Here is a 21,769-nt window from a genome sequence, read left to right on the forward strand (position 1 = left end):
TGCCTCACCCCGTATGGAGGTCCGGCGATGAACTCGTTCGGCGGCGAACCGCTCGCTGCTCCGGCTCACCCCCCGTCCGACAGACTGATCCTTCCGGCGCCGCTCCCCTCGGGCCCGCGCTGCGGGGCCGGCCGGCTCGAGGGCCCTCTCGGCGTGACGGCGGCGGCGCCGTGACCGCAGCCGGGGGCGCGGGCGGCCGGTACGGCGAGGACGTCTTCCGTCCCGATCAGGTGGGCGAGGGCGAGCGCATCGACTTCGGCGCGCTCGCCTACGACGACATCACCATGGCGCGACTGAACGCCCTCGGGATCGGCCCGGGATGGCGCTGCCTGGATGTCGGCGCCGGCACGGGCACGGTGTCACGCAGGCTGCTGGAGGAGACCGGGGTGACGAGCGTGGTCGCCGTGGACCGCGACGCGCGCTTTCTCGCCGAGCGGTCCGTTCCCGGGCTCGAGGTGCGCGAGGCCGACATCACCACTCCCGGTTTCGTCTCCGAGCGGTTCCGGCTCGTCCACGCACGCTTCGTGCTGATGCACCTGCCCGAGCACCAGCGTCTGGTCACGGCCCTGGCCGAACGCGTCGAACCGGGCGGTGTCCTGGTCCTCAGCGACGCGGTCGACCTGACGAGCGACCGCGCGCCGAGCACGCCGTACGCCGTGGCGATGCGGGCGATGTGGCAGGGGCTGAGGGACACCATCGGCACGGACGTCTCCTGGGTGCCGTCCTACCCGCACCTGCTGCGTGAGGCGGGACTCGTGCCCGTCGCCGCCGAGATGCATGTGCCGCCGCTGCTGCCGGGCAGCCCCCTCAGCCGGTTCTGGGCGGACACCTGGGAACGGAGCAGAGCGTCGATGCTCGCCACCGGACTGGTCGACGCGGCGGCTGTCGATGAGGCGGTCCGGTATCTGGACTCCGAGGAATGCGCCGCACTGTCGGCCGGAATGCTCACCGTCTGGGGTTGGAAACCCCGCGAGACCCAGCGCTGACCTTCTACCCGATCGTGCTTCCCGCGGCCTGGAGCAGTGCCCGTGGCAGCCTGGGCCGCCCTCAGGTGAGCAGACGTCGAACGGCCGTCGCTGTGCGGCCGAGGTATCGGCGCATCGTGCGGGTGAGGTGCGCCTGGTCCGCGTAGCCGAGGTCGGCGGCGAGGGTACCGAGGCTGTTCTCGCCGGCCTCCAGTCGGTCGAGAGCCCTGCCGATGCGGACGCGCTGGCGGTAGTGGGTCACCGTGACCCCGAGAGCGCGCGGAAGGCCCTGCTCAGGCGGTAGGGGGAGACGCCGAGCAGCTCGGCGAGCGAGAATGCGTGTCCGCTGACGGATGGGCTTGGACGATTGCCTCCCGAGCTGCCGCGACGAGCGCCCGGTCGCGCGCGGACGGCGTGGGAGCGAGCGGGGTAGGTCCGGTCGCGGTGCGGCCGATGGTGGCCGCCAGGAGCGCCAGCAGTTCCTCGCAGAGCGCGTATCCGACGTCTCCGCAGCGCGCGGCGGCCAGCAGGCGCCGGTGGGCAAGGTCGAGCGGCGAATCGACGTAGACGGCCTGGGGGCCGGTGCTTCGGCGTCGTCGGCGAGGGCGCGCCACAGGTGCGGTGTCACGCTGATGGACGTGCAGACGTCGCCGCCGGTGGGGTGGGCGAAGCTCTCCTCCTCGCCCGGCGCACCCACATACGCCGTGGTCGTGTCCATGTCGGCGGTGTCGCCCGCGACTCTCCGGCGGAACCGGCCGAGGCGCACGAGCACGACGCGGTAGTCGCTGCGCACTTCCGGAGCCGACCAGCGGACGTGGTCGCCACGACAGGTCACCGCGGTGACGGTGAAGTCGGGGTGACCGGCGACAGGAAGGGCTGTGAGCACTCTGCGCACGCTACGCCGGAGGTCTGACAATCGCGCTCCCCTGCAAGGATCTTCAAGACCGGGGCTTGCCGCAGGGAGCACGCTTGCGAGGTGCGAGTGCCTCCGCACTCCGCACGGCTCGCGTTCGCTTCTTCAGCGATTCTCACAGGTCACGGCAGGCGCCGCACCGCTCTGCCGACGTCGGAAAAGGACAGATCCATGGCATCCATTCGCCGCGAAGCGCTGATCGACAACACCCCGGACCACGTCTGGGCCGCGATCCGCGACTTCGGCCAGGTCCATCACCGCCTCGCACCCGGGTACGTCACCGACACCAGCGTCGACGGCGACGTCAGGACCGTCACCTTCGCCAATGGCGCCGTGGTGCGCGAGCTCATCGTCGACGTCGACGATGAGTCCCGGCGCATCGCGTACGCGGTGGTCAGCGGCTCCCTGGAACCCGCGCACCACCACGCCTCCATGCAGGTACTGGCCGAGGAGGAGAACCGCAGCCGCTTCGTGTGGATCACCGACGTGACGCCGGACAGCCTCGGTGCGCCCATCGCGAAGATGGTCGATGAGGGCCTCCGCGTCATCAAGCACACCCTGGACCGCGAGGTCACACCAGTCGGCTGACTGCGGCAACGGCCGCGTCAGCGGGACGTCGTCTCCGGCTCTGGCATGAACCCCCGGGTGAGTGCCGCGTTCGCTACCGTGTCCGTCCATGACAGTCCTGATCATCGGCGGCAGCGGATTCCTGGGGGGCGAACTGGTCCGCCAGGCCACCGTGGCGGGGTACGAGACGGCCGCGACCTTCGCCACACGACCGGGCACCGCCGCGGGTGTCGCCTGGCATCGGCTCGACGTCCGGGACCCGGCACAGGTGGCCAGGGTGATGGCCGATGTGGCGCCCTCATGCGTGATCAACGCCTCGAGCGGTCTGTCCGACTGGTCGGTCACCGCCGACGGGGCGGTCCGGGTGGCGCTGGCCGCCGCCCAGCGGGGATGCCGCCTGGTGCATGTCTCCAGTGACGCGGTCTTCTCCGGTGCGCGGGACCAGTACGACGAGAGCTGTCTGCCCGATCCGGTCAGCCCGTACGGCGCCGCCAAGGCAGCCGCCGAGACAGCCGTGCGGCTGCTGGTGCCGGGCGCCGCCGTCGCCCGCACCTCCCTGATCATCGGCCACGGCCGATCCGAGCACGAGCGCATGGTGCACGCCCTGGCGTCCGGTATCCGCGACGGGGTTCTGTTCACCGACGACTTCCGCTGCCCGGTGCATGTCGAGGACCTGGCAGCCGCTCTGTGGGAGATCGCGCTGTCCGGCGAGGCGGGGATGTTCCACCTCGCCGGGCCGGACGCCCTGAGCCGCCATGACCTCGGTGTGCTCATCGCCCGCAGGGACGGACTCGACAGCACGCGGCTGCCCACCGGGCGACGTTCGGACACCACCGTGCCCGGACCTCTCGACGTGCGGCTCGACAGCCGCGCGACACAGAAGCGGCTGCGGACCCGGCTCCGCGGCGCACAAGAGTTTCTCGGCGAGGACGGCGGCCGGCGATGAGCCATCCCTGGACCCGGAGGGCCGGACCTTCGGCGGCGGGCCCCGGGAGGGTCGGGGGCGTTGTCAGTGCCGCGTGACACGATCTGGCCATGAGTGGAGAGGTTTTTAACTGGCGGGATTTCCTGGGGTGTTGGCAGGAGGAGTGGGTTCCGCGCGAGGACGAGGACGCCGAGGACCAGGACGGCGAGGACGAGGACGGAGCGCGGACCTTCGCGCCTCTGGGCACGCCCGGGGCGGACCAGGCGGCGATCGCCGCGGCCGAGGAACGGCTGGGCCGGCGGCTGCCCCCCTCCTACCGGGAGTTCCTGGCCGTGAGCGACGGGTGGCGGGTGGAGCAGACGGCCGGGATCTACCGGCTCGGTGGCGCCGCGGACATCGACTGGTTCCAGGACCCGTACGACCTCACCCCGCTGTACGAGGAGAACCTGGGCGACGACCCGCGCAGGGAGGACGTCCTGCTGGCCGGGATGTGGCGCCGGGCGCTGCGGCTGGAGACGGAATCCGACATGTCGCACGCCCTGCTGGATCCCGGGGACACCGACAAGGGCGGCGAGTGGGCGCTCTACGTCTACAAGGGCTGGAGCGGTGAAACGCCGGACCGCTACCCGTCGTTCCGCGCCTACATGGAAGCCATGTACCGAAGCTTCCACGCCGACCGGGCCGGACGTCCCGACTTCGTCAACGCGACCACGCGTGCCCAGGACTCCCGTGTCGACGAGGCCCGCCTGCTGGCCCTGCGTGGGCGGTACGAGGAGGCCCTGCCCCTGCTCGAGGAGGCCATGTCCTTCGGACGGCCGCGCAGTGCCGTCATGCTGAGCCAGCTCCGGCATCTGCTGGCTCCGGCCGGCTCCCCGGGTTACGGCGACCTGGTGGCCGACCCGCGCTACCTGCCCGACATGCTGCCCCTGGAGGCCATGGCGCCCGCGAGCGGCGCATGGCGACTGGGCGGGGACGACCACTGGCTCGGGATGATGACCGCCCGCGGCGTTGACCGGAAGACCGCCGAGGCCGTCCTGAGCGCGCTGCGGGACGGCACTCATCGCTACGCGCCTCCCGGCTCCTGGGGCCGGGCCGTCGCCGAGGCCCGGGAGTCGGCCCGCTGGGGAGAGACCGACGCCGCCTGGCGGACCCTGCGCGACGCGCTCCCGCACTGGGAGGCGCCCGGGCCCTTGCTGATCGCCCCGATCGGCCTGCTCGCCGATCCGGTCCTGGGCCCGCTGGTCACCCCCGAGCGCGGGCGGGAAGTCCTCGCGACACCGCGGGCCGGGCAGACCGGACCGGCTCCCGAGCCGGTGCCCGGTCTCGACCCGCCGGGCCTGCAGTGGCTGACCGAGCCCGCGGTACACGGGCAGCCGCTCGACGGATACCGCAGTATCTGGGTGGAAGGCGTCGAACCTGCCCGTCTGCCCGCCCTGATCGGTGAGGAAGGCGCCGAACTGAGCGCTCCCGTCGACCTGTTCAGGGCACTCCGGCGCATACCCCGGCCCCGCGAGCGGGAGGGCGTGGAACCCTGGGAGGACCGGGCCGTGGTCGCCGTGGGCCGCAGCTCTGGGAAGTGGGCCTTCGCCTTCGACGGCCACTCCCAGCACCGCATGAACAAGCTGTTCCTGTCCCCGGCCGCCGCCGCGGCCACCTCCGGCCGAGCGGTGGTGGTGTGGCGCGACCCGAAGAGCGCCTTCCCCGGCGACCACCCGTCCGCGTTCCACCTCTCGGTGGCCGAACGGGGTGAGGAACTTTACGCGTTCACCGTACGGGGTACGGACATCCAGCGGTCCGGCGCGATACCCGAGGCGCTGGACCCCGCCCACCTGTTCCGCCCGGGCGACACCGAACCGGTCCGGGAGCAACGGGCGCTGGCAGCTCTGCAGACCGAGCTGGGGCTTTCGCTGCCCCGCTTCGCGCTGACCCGAGGCAGACTCGCCACCTTCACCACCCGGTCCTGGACCCGTGCCCCGCAGGCGGGCGAGGGATACGCCTACCTCACCTTCAGCTTGCTGCGGCAGCGGCCCTGAACACGGCCGGCTGGATAGGGTCGGCCTGTGCACCGCGGTAGTGGACAGCAGGACGACATGTTCGCCGGGGAAGCCCGGGGTGAGCTGCCGCCCCGGGCGGCCCGGGCGCTGTGGTGGGGGACGGCCGGTCTGGTGCTCGGCGTCCTCGGCACCTCGGTGCTGGTCGCCGGTGCGGGGCACGGCCGTCGACGCCTCGTGGCCATGGCGCTGGTCCTCGTACAGGTCTGCGCCCTGAGGTGGCAGGCCCGCGCCCCGCTCACCGTACTGGCCGCGAACGCGGTGACGGGGATCGCTGCGTGGGCGCTGCTGCCCGCGGTGACCTTGACGGGGGCGTTGCTCGCGGCGCAGTTCACGTTGTGCGTGCTGTCGGCCACCAGAGCCCGGCGGGTGTCGGTGCGGGCGCTCGCGGCGATGTGCCTGCCGGCGCCGCTTGCCTTCGGGGCGGGCGGCCCGGCGGGGCTGGCGGTCTATCTGCTGACCGTGGTCCTGGCCTGGACCGCGGGGCAGTGGCGCAGGGCGCAGCAGGAGCGGACACGGGCGGAGATGCGCCGTGCCGTGGTGGAGGAGCGTGCGAGGATCGCGCGCGAGGTCCACGACGTGGTGGCGCACACCCTGTCGGTGATGGTCATTCAGGCGGCAGCGGCAGACGACGTGTTCCGCGAGCGGCCCGACCAGGCCCGTGAGGCGCTGCGGGCCATCGAGACGGGCGCCCGCTCCGCGCTCGGTGAACTGCGCCTGATCCTGCGGGCGTTCCGGCCCGACACGGCGGACGGGGCAGGAGAGCTGCGCCAGCCGGGGCCCTCGCTCGCGCGCCTGGACGACCTGGCCGACACCGTGCGCGCGACCGGGATGACCGTGCACGTGCACCGCGAGGGCGCCGGCGACGGGCTGCCGGCCGCGGTGGACCTGGCGGCCTACCGGATCATCCAGGAGGCCTTCACCAACACGCTGCGCCACGCGGTCGGCGCCGACGAGGTGAGCGTGCGCGTGATCATCGAAGGAGGGTGTGTGACGATCACCGTGGTCGACAACGGGCGTACGGCGAAGGGCCTTGAGGCGGCGGGAGGGGGTCGCGGCCTGGTGGGGATGCGGGAGCGCGCACGGCTCGTGGGCGGCAGCCTGCACGCCGGTCCGCTGCCCGGGGGCGGGTTCGAGGTGGCGGCACGGCTGCCGCTGGAGGACGCGTCATGACACTGCGCGTGGTGGTGGCCGACGACCAGGTCCTGGTCCGCACCGGATTCCGCATGATCATCGACGCCCGTGACGACCTGGAGGTGGTCGGCGAGGCGTCCGACGGCCGGGAGGCGGTGCGGCTGACGCGGGAACTGGCTCCCGACGTGGTGCTCATGGACGTACGCATGCCCGCCGTGGACGGCATCGAGGCGACCCGGCAGATTGTGGCGAGCGGCAGCCGGGCCCGGGTCCTCGTGCTGACCACCTGGGACGTGGACGCGCACGTCGTCGCGGCCCTGCGGGCCGGGGCGAGCGGCTTCCTGCTGAAGGACATCCGCCCCGGTGAACTCGTCGACGCGATCCGCATCACCGCGCGCGGCGACGCGCTGCTGGCGCCGACCGTTCTGAGCCGCGTCCTCGACCGGTTCCTGCGCACCACGCCCGACCCGGCGCCGCCGCCTTCCCTGGGGGACCTCTCCGCCCGCGAGCGGGAGGTGCTCACCCTGATCGGGCAGGCGCTGTCGAACGCGGAGATCGCCGAGCGGCTGCGCCTGTCGGAGGCCACCGTCAAGAACCACGTCACCGCGGTGCTGCGCAAGCTGAACCTGCGCGCCCGCGTCCAGGCCGTCGTCGCCGCCTACGACCACGGTCTCGTACGGCCACGCCGCCCCTGACAGCCGCCTCCTCCTCAAGGAGGAGGCCGGGCAGCGCTCCTCCTGTGTTCCCAGTGCCGCTCCCCTCCCGCGGCCGATGTCCGGCCGGGGTGCCCGGGCCTAGCGTCGAGGGGTGATCGACGACCTGGCCTGCGCCATGTATCTGCTCGCCCACGACGAAGCCGCCGAGGGCCCCTACGACCGTTCCCGGACGGCTCTGCTGGTCCGTGCCGCCGCCTTGGTCGACCTCGCGGTGCGCGGCCGGCTGGGGGAGGACCGCGGCACGGTCACCGTGTCGGGCACGGAACCGACCGGCAGCCCCGTCCTGGACCGCGTCCTGCGCGATGCCGCGGGCGGGCACAGCTGGAAGCACCTCGTGCGCCGCCACCGCAAGCACACCCTGACGGACGTGGAGGACGGCCTCGCCGGGGCGGGACTCCTCACGATGAAGGCACCCCGCACCCGCTTCGGCACACACCGGCTGAGCGTGACGGACCGCACCGTAACCGCCGCACTTCGCGCCCGCGTGTCCACGGCGCTCCACGGGGACGGCCCCGTGCAGGACATCCCCGCCGACGCCGCGCTGGTGGCGCTGGCAGCGGCGGGCGGCGTCCGCTCGGTCGTCTCCCGGCAGGACCAGAAGGCCCTGCGGACCCGCATCGACACCTGCACGGGCTCTCTCGCCGCGCTCGCGCCCGGCCTGGAGAAAGCAGTACGCGCCCTGCCGACGACCATGATCGCCGCACAGGGCGGCATGGGCGGCAACTGACCGAACGGGGAGACGATGACCACGCACCGCGTCCTGACCACCCTGGGCTGCGCCCTGACCGCCGTACTCGCGACGGCGTGGTCCGCAGCGCCACCGACCCAACGCGCTCGGCCCGCCGCAGCGACAACGGTACGCACTCACGACGCCCCGGCACGCAACGCCGCCACGACGGTACGCACCCACGACGGCCTGGTCCGGGGTACCGCCTACGACGGCTACCGCACCTTCGAGGGCATCCCCTATGCGGCGCCCCCGGCCGGCAGGCTGCGCTGGGCGCCACCCCACCGCCCGGCTCATTGGCCCGGGGTGCGGGAAGCGACCCGGCCCGCGAGCGCCTGCCCGCAGCCGGCCGGCGAGGTGCCCGGCGGCAGCACCGACGAGGACTGTCTTCACCTGAACGTCACGACACCCGACGGCGCCGGACCGGCACACGCGCGGCCGGTCATCGTGTGGCTGCACGGCGGCGGCTTCACCACCGGGGCGGGCAGCTCGTACGACGCCCATCGCATGGCCACGCGCGGTGACGTCGTGGTCGTCACTCTCAACTACCGCCTCGGTGCCCTCGGTTTCCTCGCGCACAGCGGGCTGCCCGGTTCCGGCACCTTCGGCCTGGCCGATCAGCAGGCGGCGCTGCGCTGGGTGCGTGCCGAGATCGGCGTCTTCGGCGGTGATGCGCACAACGTGACGCTGGCCGGCGAGTCGGCGGGCGGCTACAGCGTCTGCGCCCAGCTCGCCTCACCCGGCGCCGCGGGCCTCTTGGACCGGGCGATCATCCAGAGCGGCCCGTGCGCCGGCCGCCCCGACCGGCCCTTCGCCCCGTCCTCCGTCCCCCTGTCCACGGCGCGCACCGCGGGCGCCGACTTCGCCGCAAAGGCGGGCTGTGGCTCCGCCCGTGACGTCCTGGCCTGCCTCCGACGCGTGGACGTCCCCCGTCTGCTCGCGGCCCAGGACACGGATCAACAGCCCGCATACACCACCCCGTTGCTCCCGCGCGACCCCGCGGCGGCCATCGCCGCCGACCGCTTCCACCGCGTCCCGGTGCTGATCGGCCACAACCACGACGAGGGCAACGGCTGGGCCGCCGGGATCATCCAGGCAGGCCATCCCGTCACTTCGGACACCTGGCCCGACGTCGTGGCCTCCTTCTTCCCCTCGCCAGGGCAGGCGCAGGCGATCGTCCGCGAGTACCCCGTGCACCGTACCGACGGCGGTCCCGTGTTCGGCGCGGTCATCGGCGACGCGAACTTCGCCTGCCCCACGGCACGTACCGGCGACCTCCTCTCCGCCCATGTGCGCGTCCGGCGCTACGAGTTCGCCGACGAGCACGCGCCGCCGCTCGGCCCGGGCACATCGCCGTTCCCGCTCGGCGCCCCGCACGCGAGCGAACTGCCGTACCTCTTCGACCTGGGCGGCCGTCCCCGCGACCTGACGGCGGCGCAGCACCGGCTGGCCGACACCATGATCGACTACTGGACCCGCTTCGCGCGCACCGCCGACCCGAACGGCCCGTCGTCGCCGCACTGGCCGCCGCGGACGGTGTTGTCCCTGGCGCCGGACCACATCATCCCCACCCGCACGGTGGAGCCCCGCCACCACTGCGCGTTCTGGAACACCCTCGGGTGATCCCGGAAACGACCGCGGTGCGCGCCCGCCCGCCGCACCGTAGGCACCGAACCAAGCCTTACGTCGTAGGCACCGAACCAACGAGGAACCCAGCACACCGACCCCAGGGGGACAGCCATGAACGAAACCGTCACCAGGCGTCTGACCGGCCTTGCCGGCATCACCACCGCAGCCGCCTTCATCGTCCAAGTGCCCCTGTACTTCCTCTACTCGGGCCCGCCCCCGGACTCCAACGTCCTGGCCAGGCTTCTGATCGGCATCTGCGCCCTGGCGTTCCTGATCGTGTTCGTGACGGTCTTCCGCGAACTGGTCAAGAGGGCGCATCCCGCCTGCGAGTGGGTCGGCACCCTGGCCTTCGCCACCGGCCTTGTCTACGCGACGGTCACCCTGGTCTCCAGCGGGCTGGAGGCCGGAGCGGTCATCGCCGCCGACCGTCCGATCGACCCGACCATCACGGTCAGCGGCACCTACATCCTCTACGGGACGATCGGTCGCGTCATGCTCGCGCTCTTCCTGGCCGCCGTCGGCCACGGCATCTCCCGGACGAAGCTGCTGCCGCGCTGGACCGGCCGCTCCGCGTTCGCCTTGGCCGGGATCAACCTGGCCTTCGTACCGTCCCTGTTCTTCGGCAACACCCCCGCGCACTTCTACGCGGCGAACGGCTGGGGGACGACCGCCCTGATGGGCGCACTGTTCAGCTACTGGATGCTCGCCCTGGGCATCTCCCTCTACCGCAGCGCCACCCGACGTGCGCCCGCCGCCTCCCCGGTTCTCCATCAGACGGCGGGGAGCTGAGGCCTGACCGGGTGACGGGGGTCACATGTGTCCGTGTCACAGGGCGCCGGGCTACGTCGTCTCAAGGGTGTAGCCACCGACGACCACGGAGGAACACACGATGGACGCGCGACTGAACTACTTCGCCAGCCCGACCGGCGGCAAGGCCCTCAAGTACTTCATGTCGGCGGGCAAGGCTCTCCAGGCCTCGCCCCTGCCCGCCGCGACCCAGGAGCTGGTGGCGCTGCGCGTGAGCCAGATCAACGGCTGCGCCGTCTGCATCGACATGCACACCAAGGAGGCCGCCGCTGCCGGTGAGACCCCCGTACGGCTGCACCTGGTGGCGGCGTGGCGCGAGGCCACGGTCTTCACCGAGGCCGAGCGCGTCGCGCTGGAGCTGGCGGAACAGGGGACCCGGGTCGCGGACGGGGCCGGCGGGGTCAGCGACGAGCTCTGGGCGCGTGCCGCCGAGCTCTACGACGAGGAGCAGCTCACCGCACTGGTGATCATGGTGTCCTTCATGAACTCGGTGAACCGGCTGAACATCATCGCCCAGCAGCCGGCGGGAGACTACGAGGTCGGGCAGTTCCACTGACCGGCTCCGGCCGCCGACGGCGACCGGCCCGGGGGCCCGTCCGCGGCCCCGGGGCCTTGCTGCGCACCGCCGGGGGACCGGATGATCACCACCAGAAGAAGCCCGCGCCGACGGTCCGGCCGGGCGGAAGGAACGCAGGGGGGAGCCGGCGTGAGCAAGGTCGAGGAGTTCGAGGAGTTGCGGCCGCTGCTGTTCTCGATCGCCTACCGGATCCTGGGCAGCGTGGGTGAGGCCGAGGACGCGGTGCAGGAGACGTGGCTGCGATTCGACGGCTCGGCGACCCGGCCCACGTCGACCAAGGCCTTCCTGTCCGCCACGGTGACGCGGATCTCGATCGACGTACTGCGTTCCGCACGTATGAGGCGCGAAGAGTACGTCGGGCCGTGGTTCCCCGAGCCGCTGCTCGCCGATCCGTATCAGGATCCGGCACGCTCGGCGGAACTGGCCGACTCGGTGTCGATGGCGGCGCTGCTGCTTCTGGAGCGGCTGAGCCCGCTGGAGCGGTCGGTGTTCGTGCTGCGGGAGGTGTTCGGCTTCGGCTTCGACGAGGTCGCCGCGGCGGTCGGGCGCTCGGAGACGGCCTGCCGGCAGCTGCTGGTACGGGCGCGGCGGCACATGCAGGCCGGGCGTCCACGGTTCGAAGCGGACCGTCAGGAGCGGCAGGAGCTGGCGTCGCGGTTCTTCGACGCCCTCCGCGAAGGTGACGTCGTAGGCCTGCAGGATCTCCTCGCCGCCGATGTGTCGATGGTCGGGGACGGCGGCGGCAAGGCCCCCCAGCTGGCCAGGGCCGTCGTCGGTGCCGAGAACGTGGCCCGGCTGCTCGCCTCGGTTTTCCCCCTGCTGGCCCGGATCGACGTGAGGTTCGAACCGCACGAGATCAACGGCCAGCCGGGAGCGATCTTCCGCGACCGGGACGGCAGAGTGCTCCATGTCCTGGCCATCGAGGTGCTCGACGGGCAGATCCAGACCATCCGCTCGGTGATCAACCCCGACAAGCTCCGCCACCTCGGGCCGGTCGCCGACGCGTGGGCTGTCGACCGCGAGGTGAAGCGGACCCGCGACCGGACGAAGTGACCCGGGTGGGGGCGTCCCGCAATCCAGCCGTGACCTGGCCCGATGGCCCGCATCGATACACAGGGTGAGCGGTCGGTACTACGAGGGAGGTCCCTTTCGCGACGATAAAGATCCAGATGGCCGAAATGCGCCGGTGAGTGTGCCGGGGCGAGGGAGCGGGTACGCGCGCCGTCTGACCGCGTCCGGAACAACCCCGGGACCCGCTTCATCCGGTGTTCCGCCGGGACGGACCGGGCGACGCGGACTCGGCAAGGAGGAGAAGATCATGCAGATGACTGGACGGATCGCGATCGTCGGCGCTTCCACGGTGCTCGCCGCGGGCGCCATGGGGATCGGCAGCGGTCCCGCGACAGCGACCACTTCTCAGGCCCCCGCCCACCGCGCGGCCGCCGCCCCGGCCGGCACAGGGCACTCCACCGACCGTCACCCCGCTGCCCGGCAGCCCACGGACCCGTGGATCGAGGACCAGCTGGCGGCCTTCTACCCGTCGTCCACCAAGCGGCTCGCGGTGTTCGACCCCTGGATCAAGGACCAGCTCGCGCTGTTCGGGAACGGCAGCCGGTGAGCGGGGCGACGGCGGCGGCGAGAGGCGCCGACTACACCGCTCCCGTGGCGAACAGCTCAAGGTGCCCGCACTTGGGACAGCGATACGCCTCTATCTGCCGCCGGGGCCGCCCCATCCGCTTCGCACCCCCGAGGAAGCCCCGCTCCAACGCGCCCTCGATCCAGCGCGCGTACCCGCGTGAATGCTCCCCGGCATCCTCGATGAAACCCTCCATCAGGCCGACGGTGCCGCAATGGGTGCACGTGTAATTGTTCATCAGGTGAGTGTAGGTAGAGCGAGGTGGCCGCGGCGATGGCCGTGTCCAGGACGATGCACGCCACGCCACCCCCACCAGCAGGCCTTCCCGGCGCAGCATGTCCATCACCTGGCGCCTGGTGGCGCCGACGAGGTGCAGCATGCCGAGTTCGCGCTCGATCACGGCCATGCGCGGGATATGGAGTCTGCCGGCGGATCCGGGCGCGGATACCCCGAGGACACCGGTCAGGACGGCACACCCTCGTCTGGCGCGGACCCGGGGTGGTTCGCAGCGACGCGACCGGCCTGCGGCTCACCCGGCACTCGGGCGTTGCGTCGCTCGAGCAGGTAGGTCGCGGTGAGTGCCACGGCGCGGTCCTCGTCGTGGGACAGGTCGGCGAGGGCACGTGACGTCGTCGTACCCGGGATGTCCGCGAGCGCCTGTGTCAGCCGTCCGCGTGCCGACGCTCCCGAGGTGTCGTCGGCGAGGCGGTCGACGAGCCCGGCAGCGATGTGATCCGCCAGCGCGGGATCACTCGCCAGCATGCTCAAAGCGTCGGCCGCGTCGGTGTCGTTGCATCCCGCCACGATCATGTCGAGGAGCGTCGGCGCCGCGTCGGCCACTCCGCGTGCCCCGAGCGCCAGGGCCGCGTACCCGCACACCACGACATCGGGATGCGTGAGGGCGTCCCGCAGCACTGCGGTCGCCTCGCCGTGCGGCATCTCGGCGATGGACTGCACGGCACGCTCGCGCACCTCGGCACGGGGTGAGCCGAGCCCCTGCGCCAAGAGTTCCAGCCCCTCCCCTCCCGACTGGGCCAGCGCCCAGCGCAGGGCTCCGGCGACGTTCGGGTCGGACTCGCGCAGCACCGCCTCCACCAGCGCCTCCACCGGCAGTTGAGCCTCCGCGACCGCGGACAGGGCCGCGCGCTGCCGCGCCCCCGCGCTCTTCGACCCCAACGCCTGGAGGAGCGCCACGGTTTGCAGCACGTCCTCCCAGCCGGCGGGCTCCGCGGCACCGATCCGGCGAAGCCGTGTGAGCAGCTCCCTCTCCGCCGCGATGCGGTCTCGCGTCCCGCGGATGAGGTCGTCGACGAGCTCGCCGGGCGCGAAGTCCGGGTCGTCGAGCGCCCGCCCGACGTCGCGCAGCGACAGCCCCAGGGACCGCAGGCTCTCGATGTGGAAGATCCGGCGGATGTCGTCGCCGGAGTACTCCCGATAGCCGGAGCCGGTACGACCCGTCGGCCGCACGAGGCCGAGCGATTCGTAATGCCTGAGCATGCGGGCACTGACCCCGGACCGTCGCGCGACATCACCGATCAGCACTGCCTACCGCCCCTCCTGACCGGTTCCGCCGAGGGCCACGACGCGCTTCGCCTCCTCCATCGCGAACCCGAACCCTGCGTCCGGGTCGCGCCACAGCCGTTCCGTGGCGACCGCGTGTGCGCGCACGCGCGGGTCGCCGTTCGTCGTCGCGGCGCCCAGAGCCGGCAACATCACCTCGCCCAGCGCGATCAGGGCCCGGCTGAGGCTCAGCTGCGTCTCACGCCCCCCGCGCCCGAGCTGTGTCGCCAACACTACGGCCAACTCGTGCTCCGCCCCGTCGGGCACGAGGACGACCGCTGCCCGCCAGGCGCTCCGGGCCACCTCGTCGTCGGCGTCGGACAGCAGCGCCGCTGTGATCACCGGCCACGCTTGCCGATCCCCGATCTTGGACAACGTGTGCAGCGCCTGGCTTCTTGCCTGCGCCCGCTCCGAGCGGACTTCGTCGACGAGCAACGGGACCGTCGTCGATGCCGGGTGGCGGGTGAGCGCCCACGTCAGCATTTCGCGTACGTGGAACTCCGGCTCGATCGCGCAGCGCGAGACCAGCTTCCCGATGACGGCCGGGTCCGGGGCCGTGCCGACCGCCAGCGCCGACTGCAGCCGGATCGAAGCACTGTCACTGTCGAGCCCCCGGAGGACTCGCCGCTCGGTGTCCTGCTTCGCCTGGGTCATGAGGACCACCTCCTCGGCCGCAGTGAAGACCTTGTCACCGTGTCAAGGTCAAGCGAAGCCGGGCCGAGAACGGTCACCGAGCCCGCGCTCGGTCCTTCCGGGCCCCGGAGGACGGTTCAGCGGCTCGCCGCGATCGCTTCCAGCACGATGCCGGCGACCCGCGCGGGCTGCTGGACGGGGACGAGATGCCCCGCTTCGGGCACGGTCACGGTGGTCACGTGCGGGCAGGCCTCCAGGCCCCGTCGCTCGCCCTCGGTGAGGCCGATCTCGTCGTGCTCGCCGCGCACCACCCAGGTCGGAACGCCCGCCTCGCACAGTCGGGGCACCAGTGAGGGATACCGGTCCAGATACGTGTAGTACTCGCGCACCATCCGTCGGCAGACCGCCGGGTCGTTGTGGGCCATCGCCCGCTCCACGGTCGCTGCCTGGTGGGGCGGCAGGCCGCTGCGCACGGCCCGTGGCACGATCTTCAGCATGCCGCTCCAGGCGAGCGGGCCGAGTCCCGGCACCCGTCCGATCGTGTTCAACACGGTCAGCGCCTTGGCCTCGTCGCCGCGGGAGAAGGTGGGGGAGAGCAGCACCAAAGGGCCGGTGAACAGGCCTGCGGCCGCCATTTCCAGGGCTACGTTCGCGCCCAGGCTGTGGCCCACGACGATGTCGCAGCGCTCCCGGACGGCGATGTCGGCGAAGAGACGGGCGTAATGCTCCATGCTGACGTCGTCGGGTGGTTGCGTGTGCCCGAAGCCGGGCTGGGTCACGGCCACCAGGTGGACGCCCGCCAAGGCCTTCTCGGCCATGAGGTCCGCGTAGCCCTCAGTGGTGCACATGCCGCCGGGAATGAGCAGGGCGCGGTGTGCGGACTCCATCGGCCCTGCCCGGCGTATGTCCCAGGTGACGCTCACATCTCTCAGGCTGCCAGACGTACGCCGACCGCGCATGCAGAGCCGGCCGCTGCGCTGCCCGCGGTGGCCGCCCGCCGTGACGGTACAGGGCACGCGTCGACGTGTCGGGCGTCGCTGGAACGTCTCTCGCGCAGGGGCACGACCCGGCCGACGACCTCGACCCCGTCGCCCTGGGCATACCGGCCGACCGTGTCTTCACCGCCGGGGACCGCGTCACTCCGCGCACGGTGGAAGAAGCGGTCCCGGAGGGTCTGACGGTGGCGGCCGAGCTGTGACGTCCTGCCAAGGGGGGGCAAGGAGGGAACTGGCACGCCGTGCAGCGACGTCCATGGATACACAAGATCGCCAACGCGCAGAGGAGTTCGAGATGACCGGCACCGCCTCCCGTCACCTCTATCTGGTCCGGCACGGTGAGGCGTCGCCCGACGAAAGCACCCTGACGGAGGCGGGTCGACGGCAAGCCACACTGCTCGGTCGACGCCTCCGGGACATCCCCTTCACGGCAGTTCACCACGGTCCGCTGCCGCGCGCGGAGCAGACCGCACGCCTGATCGGCGCGCACCTCAAGAACGTTCCTCTCAACCGCACAGACATCGCCGGTGACTACGTGCCCTACGTACCGGAGGCGGACGAACTCCCTTCGGATTCCGCCGACTTCTACCTCAGCTTCCTCGCCGGTGCCACCGCCGAGGAACGCAGGCACGGACCTGTGCTGGCGCGCCAGGCGCTGGAGCTGTTCGCCGGGCCGGTGGCCGGCGAAGAGGACCGGCACGAACTGGTCGTCACCCACAACTTCCTGGTCGCCTGGCTGGTCCGCGACGCCATGCATGCGCCGAAGTGGCGTTGGCTCGGCCTCAACCACTGCAACGCGGCACTCACCGTCATCCGCTACGCGCCCCGTCGCCCGGCCACGGTCCTCCTCTCCAACGACATGCGGCATCTGCCCGCCGAACTGCGCTGGACGGGCTTTCCGCCCGAACTACAGATCTGAAGACGAACGGTTCGGAGCCGCACGCCCCGCCGGGACGACGCCCCAGTGGTCACCCCCCGTTGTGGCAGGATCAGATCATGGAGGCGTTCTCTTCCGAACGGATCTGCCGGGCCTTCGCGCTCGGTGAGCCCCTCGGCCCGCTCACCCCCTACCGGTACTCCAGTGCCCCGACCTGGCGTCTGTCGACGACCAAGGGCGCGTTCGTGGTCAAACGGCTGCGGTGCGACAGCTGGAAGGACAGCCTCGAGCGTGCGATGGGCGTCGAGCGGCAGGCCCGCGCGGCGGGTATCGCCATGCCCACACCCGTTGAGCCGGTGAACGCCGTTTTCGATTACGCCGCCGACATCGAGGCGACGGCGTCGTCCGCGTCCACGAGTGGGTCGACGGCGAGCCGATCGGCGACACCGACATCGCGGAATGGCTGGGGACCACTCTGGCCCGACTGCACCAGCTCGCGCCCACCCCCACCGCCGAACCCGACTGGTACGGACTCCACCCGCCCCACCAATGGCAGACGTGGCTCTCCCACGGCATGGAACAGGGACGCGTGTGGGCACCGGACTTGGCGGCGACGCTCCCCGTGATCCTGGAAGCCTCGCACCGGATCGCCACCGCATTCGGTCAAGCCCAGGACTACGTCCTGACACACCGGGACTTCGAACCCTGGAACGTGATGGTCACCGCCCGGGGTCCCGTGCTCCTCGACTGGGACACCGCCGGACCCGACAGCGCCCGCCTGGAAGCCGCGCACAGCATCCTCGCCTTCGCCCTGCGCGGACGCACCGAACCGGACCCCGACACCATCCGCGCGGCACATCGGGCCTACGTCCATGAAGGCGGCACGCCACTGGAAGCCGGCCGCGACGACTTGCTCGCACGCCGAGCAGGACTCCGCCTGGGTCGCCTGTCGGAACGGCTGCGCATCTCCCTGGGCGAGCAGGAACCCGGCTCGGAAGACATCGAGCGTCTGCACACGCGCGCCCGCGACCAACTCCGCGACTTCCCCGCTCTCGTGGAGCGCCTGACCCGCTGGGCGGCCGCGTTCACGTGGGTGACCTGACTCCTCACACCGGTCCGGACACCGTCCCACGGCGCACATGCGTGTGCTGACTCCTGAGGCGCGAGGCGGTTCCGGGGAGCGCAGGTCCTTCGCCCGGGACCCGCGCTTCAGCGTTCCGAAGAGTGGACGGCTCTTGGTCGGCGGCCGCACCTGTTGTACAACCAGGCCTCATGATCTCCGAGCTCCTGGTGCGACGCCTGGTCATCGACCTGTGCCGACGCGCGGGCTCGTGTTGTTGCTGAACCTGCCCTCTCCCGCACCCTTCGCCGTCCGGTGACGTCACCCGGACGGGTCGCTGCCGCGCCCTGCCCTGGGCGCCGAGTCCGCATCGTTCAGTATCACTTGCGCCCGTGACGGCTGCTCCCCTGGTGGACGCAGGCCGTGCCTCACCGGGCGCCCCCTGGAGGACACCCGTGTCCACGACTTCCCCTCTGTCCGCCTCCGAGCGCGCCGAGGCGCAACTCGACGTGCCGCCCGGCCGCCGCCCCTCCCCGGTCGGGCACGTGTGGGCGCGGGTGCGCCCCGTCCCGCTGCCGACCGGTTCCCTGCGCGTCTTCCTCGCGCTGTGGCAGCTGCTCGCGACGAGCGGCACCTGGAGCGAGACGCTGGTACCGCCGGCGGCCAAGGTGTGGGACGCGTTCGTCTCGCCCGGGCCCTCGCCGCCGAGAACCCGCTCTTGCTGCTCGACGAACCCTTCGCGGCGCTCGACGCGCTGACCCGGGAACGGCTCCAGGACGACGTCAGAAGGATGAGCGAACCGACCGGCCGGACCACGGTGTTCGTGACACATTCGGCGGAGGAGGCCGTGTTCCTGGGCTCCCGCATCAGCGTGCTGACCAGGAGCCCGGGAACCGTCGCCCTGGACCTCCCGATCCCCCTGCCACGCGGCGAGGTCGACGCCGAGGAACTGCGGGACTCCGCCGACTTCGCCGAGCTGCGCGCCCAGGTGTCCCACGCCGTCAAGGCCGCCGCCGCGCCCTGATCCCCGTACTCGGAAGAACCCCCTGCCCAAGACCAAGGAAGGACACACAGGTGAGCATCCTCAGCGAACGGCCCGCCACGGCGCGGCTGCCGATCACCGAACTCGGCCCGCACTTCGGCGCCGAGATCCGCGGCATCGACCTCGCCCGCCTCGACGACGACGAAGTCCGCGCGCTGCGCGAAGCCCTGGTGGCGTACAAGGTGCTCTTCGTACGCGGGCAGCACGGCCTGGACGACGCGGCGCAGATCGAGTTCGGCAGAAGGCTGGGCGAGGTCACCGTCGGGCATCCGATCCACGACTCCGGACCTGGCCCACGAGGTGTACTCGCTGGACAGCCAGGACAACGGGTTTGCCGACGTGTGGCACACGGACGTGACGTTCGTTCGCCGTCCACCGGCGATATCCGTCCTGCGAGCGGTCGTCCTGCCGCCCAACGGCGGCGACACCAACTGGGCCGACAGTCAACTGGCCTACGAGTCGCTGTCGCCGGGCCTGCGGGGCTTCATCGACACGCTGACCGCCGTCCACGACGGCGCCCGCGAGTTCGGGTACTACCTGGCCCAGCGTCGAGGTGGCCGCGGCAACCTGTGGGAGGGCGAGACGTTCACGCAACTGACGCCGGTGGAGCACCCGGTGGTACGCGTCCACCCCGAGAGCGGCCGCAAGGGCCTGTTCGTGAACCCGGGCTTCACCTCGCACATCGTTGGCGTCTCGGAGCACGAGAGCCGGGGCATCCTCGACATCCTCTACGCCCACCTGACCAAGCCCGAGCACGTCGTACGGCACCGCTGGCAACCGGGCGACGTCGCCCTGTGGGACAACCGCAGCACGGCCCACTACGCCAACCGGGACTACGGCGACCAGCACCGGGTCATGCATCGCATCACGCTGCGCGGGGACACACCCGCCGGCCCGCCGAGCACCCACCGCTGACCCACGCGGCGTCGGAGATCTCCCCGTCCCTCTCAAGCGGCCCGACGCTACGGTGATCGCGAAGGGACCTGGGTGCCGCCGTCCGCGGTGGCCTCCCCGTCCGTGCGGCGGAAGACGGCCCGGTAGGCGCTCGGCCGGTGGCCGGTGTGGCGGGCGAAGAGAGCGCCGAAGGTGCCGGGGTCCTGATAGCCGACTGCCGCGGCGACGGCGGCGACGGTGCGGTCGGTGGTCTCCAGAAGGTGGCGGGCCCGGCGGACCCGCGAGGCCTGTAGATGGGCCAACGGGCTGTGTCCGGTCTCTTCGGCGAAACGGCGCAGCAGCGTGCGGGTGCTGACCTGGAAGGCGGCCGCGAGCGCCACGAGGCCGTACCGCTCGGCGAGGTGCTGGTCGAGCCACCGCATGACCCGCTGGGAGAACTCCCGGCCCGGCTGCGGGAGCAGCCGCGGATCGACGTACGGCGTCTGAGAGGTCCGCGCGTCGTCGACGAGCGCCAGTCGTGCGGTGGTGCGGGCCACCCGGGCGCCGTTGTGCCGGCGGATCAGGTCGAGCGCGAAGTCGTACATGGCGCTGAAGGCGGCCGTGGCCGTCACCCCCGTGTCGGTGACGACCAGGTGCTCGGGCCGCACCTCGGCGTCCGGGCAGCGCCTGGCCAGTTCACCGGCGTGCAGCCATGAGGTGGTGGCCCGGCGCCGGTCGAGGAGCCCGGCCTCGGCGAGGAGGAACGCGCCGACGCAGAGGGAGACGACGGCGGTGCCCGCGGCGGCCTGTGTGCGGATCGCCGCGACCTCGGGGGCGAGCCGGGCGAGCCGTGCGTCGAGGTCCGTGTCCGGGCGCAGTTCGAAGCCGGGGACCACGAGGACGTCGACCTCGCGCAAGGGACGCACATCCAGACGCACGCCGCCCGAGGCAGTGACCCGGCGGCGGGGCGAGACGACCGACACCCAGTAGCCGGGCGCGTCCGCTCCGGCGACATGCCCGGCCATGGTCAACAGGTCGGGGATGCCGAACACTTCGGACGCGAAGCAGTCCGGGTACGCCAGGACCCCGACCCTCAACGCACCCGGCCCGGCACCGTCGTACGTCATCGCCACCCCCTGGTGTCCCGCCCGCGTGCCGCTCCGGCACCCTCGTGTGTGGCGAGATTACCCCTGCCCTTGGCGATCCCGCCCCTCACCCCGTGACCGGCCCCAAGGCCACGCTGACCCCATGAGCGACGACGATCCGATCACCGACTTCACCCGCCGGAGCGTGGCCGTGGAAGGGGTGGCGAAGACGGTGTACGTGGCCGGGGCCGGGCCCGCAGTCGTGGTGCTGCCCGAGATGCCGGGCATCAGTCCCGACGTCCTGCGGCTCGCACGCTGGGTCCGCGACGCGGGCTTCACCGTCCATGTGCCCTCACTGTTCGGAACGGACGGCGCCTTCCCCACGGTCGAGGGCGGCCGGGAGGTCATCCGCCGGGCCTGTGTCAGCGCGGAGTTCCGCGCCTTCGCCGGGGGCGGCACCAGCCCGGTGACGGCCTGGCTGCGCGGCCTGGCGCGCCAGGCCCACACCGTGTGCGGTGGGCCGGGGGTGGGCGCGATCGGCCTGTGCTTCACCGGTAACTTCGCCCTCACCATGGCCCTGGAGCCCGCGGTGATCGCCCCCGTGGTCAACCACCCGTCGCTGCCGCTGGACGACCCCGGCGGACTCGAACTCGACGAGGCGGACGCGCGCGCCCTACGCGACCGGTTCGACCGTGACGGACTCACCGTCCTCGCCTACCGGTTCGAGGGCGACCGCTGGTGCACGGGACAGCGCTTCGCCGCCTACCGCGCGCTGCTGGGCGAGGCTTTCGACGGGCGTGTGCTCCCGGACAGCGCGGCGAACCCGGCCCCGCCGCCGTTCTTCGCCGACCTGGTCGGCACCCCGCACAGCGTCGTCACCGCCCATCTCGTCGACGAGGCCGGCCACCCCACGATCCGGGCCCGCGACGAGATCCTCGCCTTCCTCACCGACCGTCTGCACCCTCACGGGCGCCGACCGCTGCCCACCACCTGACCG

The 21,769-nt window shown here is 72.0% G+C and carries 22 protein-coding genes and 4 pseudogenes; 20 read left to right on the top strand and 6 right to left on the bottom strand.

What is annotated here, in order from left to right:
• The first annotated feature begins 170 nt into the window (after positions 1-170).
• On the top strand, positions 171-986 hold the full coding sequence (locus AB0J12_RS05720; protein WP_363262929.1) for a class I SAM-dependent methyltransferase: 816 nt from the start codon (positions 171-173) through the stop codon (positions 984-986).
• A 61-nt stretch (positions 987-1,047) separates the two neighbouring features.
• Here AB0J12_RS05720 and AB0J12_RS05725 read toward each other — a convergent pair whose 3' ends face one another.
• Positions 1,048-1,683 (bottom strand): AraC family transcriptional regulator, encoded by a 636-nt coding sequence (locus tag AB0J12_RS05725; RefSeq protein WP_363263218.1) that lies wholly within the window; start codon positions 1,681-1,683, stop codon positions 1,048-1,050.
• 366 nt (positions 1,684-2,049) lie between these two features.
• Here AB0J12_RS05725 and AB0J12_RS05730 point away from each other — a divergent pair, with 366 nt between their 5' ends.
• From AB0J12_RS05730 to AB0J12_RS05780, 11 genes are all read left to right on the top strand, one after another.
• Positions 2,050-2,466 carry an SRPBCC family protein gene (locus tag AB0J12_RS05730; RefSeq protein WP_363262930.1) on the top strand — a complete coding sequence of 139 codons (417 nt, stop codon included), beginning with the start codon at positions 2,050-2,052 and terminating at the stop codon, positions 2,464-2,466.
• An 88-nt stretch (positions 2,467-2,554) separates the two neighbouring features.
• Positions 2,555-3,391, top strand: a complete 837-nt coding sequence (locus tag AB0J12_RS05735; protein ID WP_363262931.1) for a sugar nucleotide-binding protein — start codon at positions 2,555-2,557, stop codon at positions 3,389-3,391.
• Positions 3,392-3,480: 89 nt separating this feature from the next.
• Positions 3,481-5,403 carry an SMI1/KNR4 family protein gene (locus AB0J12_RS05740; RefSeq protein ID WP_363262932.1) on the top strand — a complete coding sequence of 641 codons (1,923 nt, stop codon included), beginning with the start codon at positions 3,481-3,483 and terminating at the stop codon, positions 5,401-5,403.
• Between the two features lie 27 nt (positions 5,404-5,430).
• Positions 5,431-6,594, top strand: coding sequence for a sensor histidine kinase (locus AB0J12_RS05745; RefSeq protein ID WP_363262933.1), 1,164 nt, complete (start codon positions 5,431-5,433; stop codon positions 6,592-6,594).
• On the top strand, positions 6,591-7,250 hold the full coding sequence (locus tag AB0J12_RS05750; RefSeq protein WP_363262934.1) for a response regulator transcription factor: 660 nt from the start codon (positions 6,591-6,593) through the stop codon (positions 7,248-7,250). Before AB0J12_RS05745 ends, AB0J12_RS05750 begins: the two co-directional genes overlap by 4 nt.
• Positions 7,251-7,362: 112 nt before the next feature.
• Positions 7,363-7,998, top strand: coding sequence for a GPP34 family phosphoprotein (locus AB0J12_RS05755; RefSeq protein WP_363262935.1), 636 nt, complete (start codon positions 7,363-7,365; stop codon positions 7,996-7,998).
• Positions 7,999-8,013: 15 nt separating this feature from the next.
• A complete protein-coding gene (locus AB0J12_RS05760; protein WP_363262936.1) occupies positions 8,014-9,621 on the top strand; it encodes a carboxylesterase family protein in 1,608 nt (535 codons plus the stop codon).
• A gap of 117 nt (positions 9,622-9,738) precedes the next feature.
• Entirely contained in the window at positions 9,739-10,416 is a 678-nt protein-coding gene (locus AB0J12_RS05765) for a hypothetical protein (RefSeq protein WP_363262937.1), read from the top strand.
• A 100-nt stretch (positions 10,417-10,516) separates the two neighbouring features.
• Entirely contained in the window at positions 10,517-10,990 is a 474-nt protein-coding gene (locus tag AB0J12_RS05770) for a carboxymuconolactone decarboxylase family protein (protein WP_363262938.1), read from the top strand.
• A gap of 150 nt (positions 10,991-11,140) precedes the next feature.
• The gene (locus AB0J12_RS05775) at positions 11,141-12,064 is read left to right on the top strand and encodes an RNA polymerase sigma-70 factor (protein WP_363262940.1); all 924 of its coding nucleotides are present in this window, start codon (positions 11,141-11,143) and stop codon (positions 12,062-12,064) included.
• A 265-nt stretch (positions 12,065-12,329) separates the two neighbouring features.
• Complete coding sequence (locus AB0J12_RS05780; protein ID WP_363262941.1) at positions 12,330-12,629, top strand: hypothetical protein; 300 nt, start codon at positions 12,330-12,332, stop codon at positions 12,627-12,629.
• Positions 12,630-12,660: 31 nt separating this feature from the next.
• On the opposite strand, the gene AB0J12_RS05785 is transcribed toward AB0J12_RS05780, so the two are convergent.
• From AB0J12_RS05785 to AB0J12_RS05800, 4 genes are all read right to left on the bottom strand, one after another.
• Positions 12,661-12,885, bottom strand: coding sequence for a hypothetical protein (locus tag AB0J12_RS05785; RefSeq protein ID WP_363262942.1), 225 nt, complete (start codon positions 12,883-12,885; stop codon positions 12,661-12,663).
• Between the two features lie 224 nt (positions 12,886-13,109).
• Positions 13,110-14,189 carry a MerR family transcriptional regulator gene (locus AB0J12_RS05790; protein WP_363262943.1) on the bottom strand — a complete coding sequence of 360 codons (1,080 nt, stop codon included), beginning with the start codon at positions 14,187-14,189 and terminating at the stop codon, positions 13,110-13,112.
• A gap of 3 nt (positions 14,190-14,192) precedes the next feature.
• Positions 14,193-14,861, bottom strand: a complete 669-nt coding sequence (locus AB0J12_RS05795) for a HEAT repeat domain-containing protein (RefSeq protein ID WP_363262944.1) — start codon at positions 14,859-14,861, stop codon at positions 14,193-14,195.
• A gap of 116 nt (positions 14,862-14,977) precedes the next feature.
• Complete coding sequence (locus AB0J12_RS05800) at positions 14,978-15,763, bottom strand: alpha/beta hydrolase (protein ID WP_363262945.1); 786 nt, start codon at positions 15,761-15,763, stop codon at positions 14,978-14,980.
• 101 nt (positions 15,764-15,864) lie between these two features.
• Here AB0J12_RS05800 and AB0J12_RS05805 point away from each other — a divergent pair, with 101 nt between their 5' ends.
• From AB0J12_RS05805 to AB0J12_RS05835, 7 genes and pseudogenes are all read left to right on the top strand, one after another.
• Entirely contained in the window at positions 15,865-16,038 is a 174-nt protein-coding gene (locus AB0J12_RS05805; protein ID WP_363262946.1) for a hypothetical protein, read from the top strand.
• Between the two features lie 92 nt (positions 16,039-16,130).
• The gene (locus tag AB0J12_RS05810; RefSeq protein WP_363262947.1) at positions 16,131-16,754 is read left to right on the top strand and encodes a histidine phosphatase family protein; all 624 of its coding nucleotides are present in this window, start codon (positions 16,131-16,133) and stop codon (positions 16,752-16,754) included.
• Positions 16,755-17,124: 370 nt separating this feature from the next.
• A pseudogene (locus AB0J12_RS05815) lies at positions 17,125-17,814 on the top strand (aminoglycoside phosphotransferase family protein); the annotation flags it as partial.
• Positions 17,815-18,281: 467 nt separating this feature from the next.
• Positions 18,282-18,461, top strand: a pseudogene (locus AB0J12_RS05820) (ABC transporter permease); the annotation flags it as partial.
• Positions 18,449-18,796 (top strand): annotated as a pseudogene (locus AB0J12_RS05825) (ABC transporter ATP-binding protein); the annotation flags it as partial. The pseudogenes AB0J12_RS05820 and AB0J12_RS05825, both read left to right, overlap by 13 nt.
• Positions 18,797-18,846: 50 nt before the next feature.
• Positions 18,847-19,020, top strand: a pseudogene (locus AB0J12_RS05830) (TauD/TfdA family dioxygenase); the annotation flags it as partial.
• Positions 19,021-19,114: 94 nt separating this feature from the next.
• Entirely contained in the window at positions 19,115-19,729 is a 615-nt protein-coding gene (locus AB0J12_RS05835; RefSeq protein WP_363262948.1) for a TauD/TfdA family dioxygenase, read from the top strand.
• A gap of 47 nt (positions 19,730-19,776) precedes the next feature.
• On the opposite strand, the gene AB0J12_RS05840 is transcribed toward AB0J12_RS05835, so the two are convergent.
• Positions 19,777-20,814 (bottom strand): helix-turn-helix domain-containing protein, encoded by a 1,038-nt coding sequence (locus AB0J12_RS05840; protein ID WP_363262950.1) that lies wholly within the window; start codon positions 20,812-20,814, stop codon positions 19,777-19,779.
• Between the two features lie 121 nt (positions 20,815-20,935).
• Here AB0J12_RS05840 and AB0J12_RS05845 point away from each other — a divergent pair, with 121 nt between their 5' ends.
• Positions 20,936-21,766 (top strand): dienelactone hydrolase family protein, encoded by an 831-nt coding sequence (locus AB0J12_RS05845; RefSeq protein WP_363262951.1) that lies wholly within the window; start codon positions 20,936-20,938, stop codon positions 21,764-21,766.
• The last annotated feature ends 3 nt before the right edge of the window (positions 21,767-21,769 follow it).

The organism is Streptomyces sp. NPDC049915 (assembly GCF_040656475.1).
GTDB lineage: Bacteria > Actinomycetota > Actinomycetes > Streptomycetales > Streptomycetaceae > Streptomyces.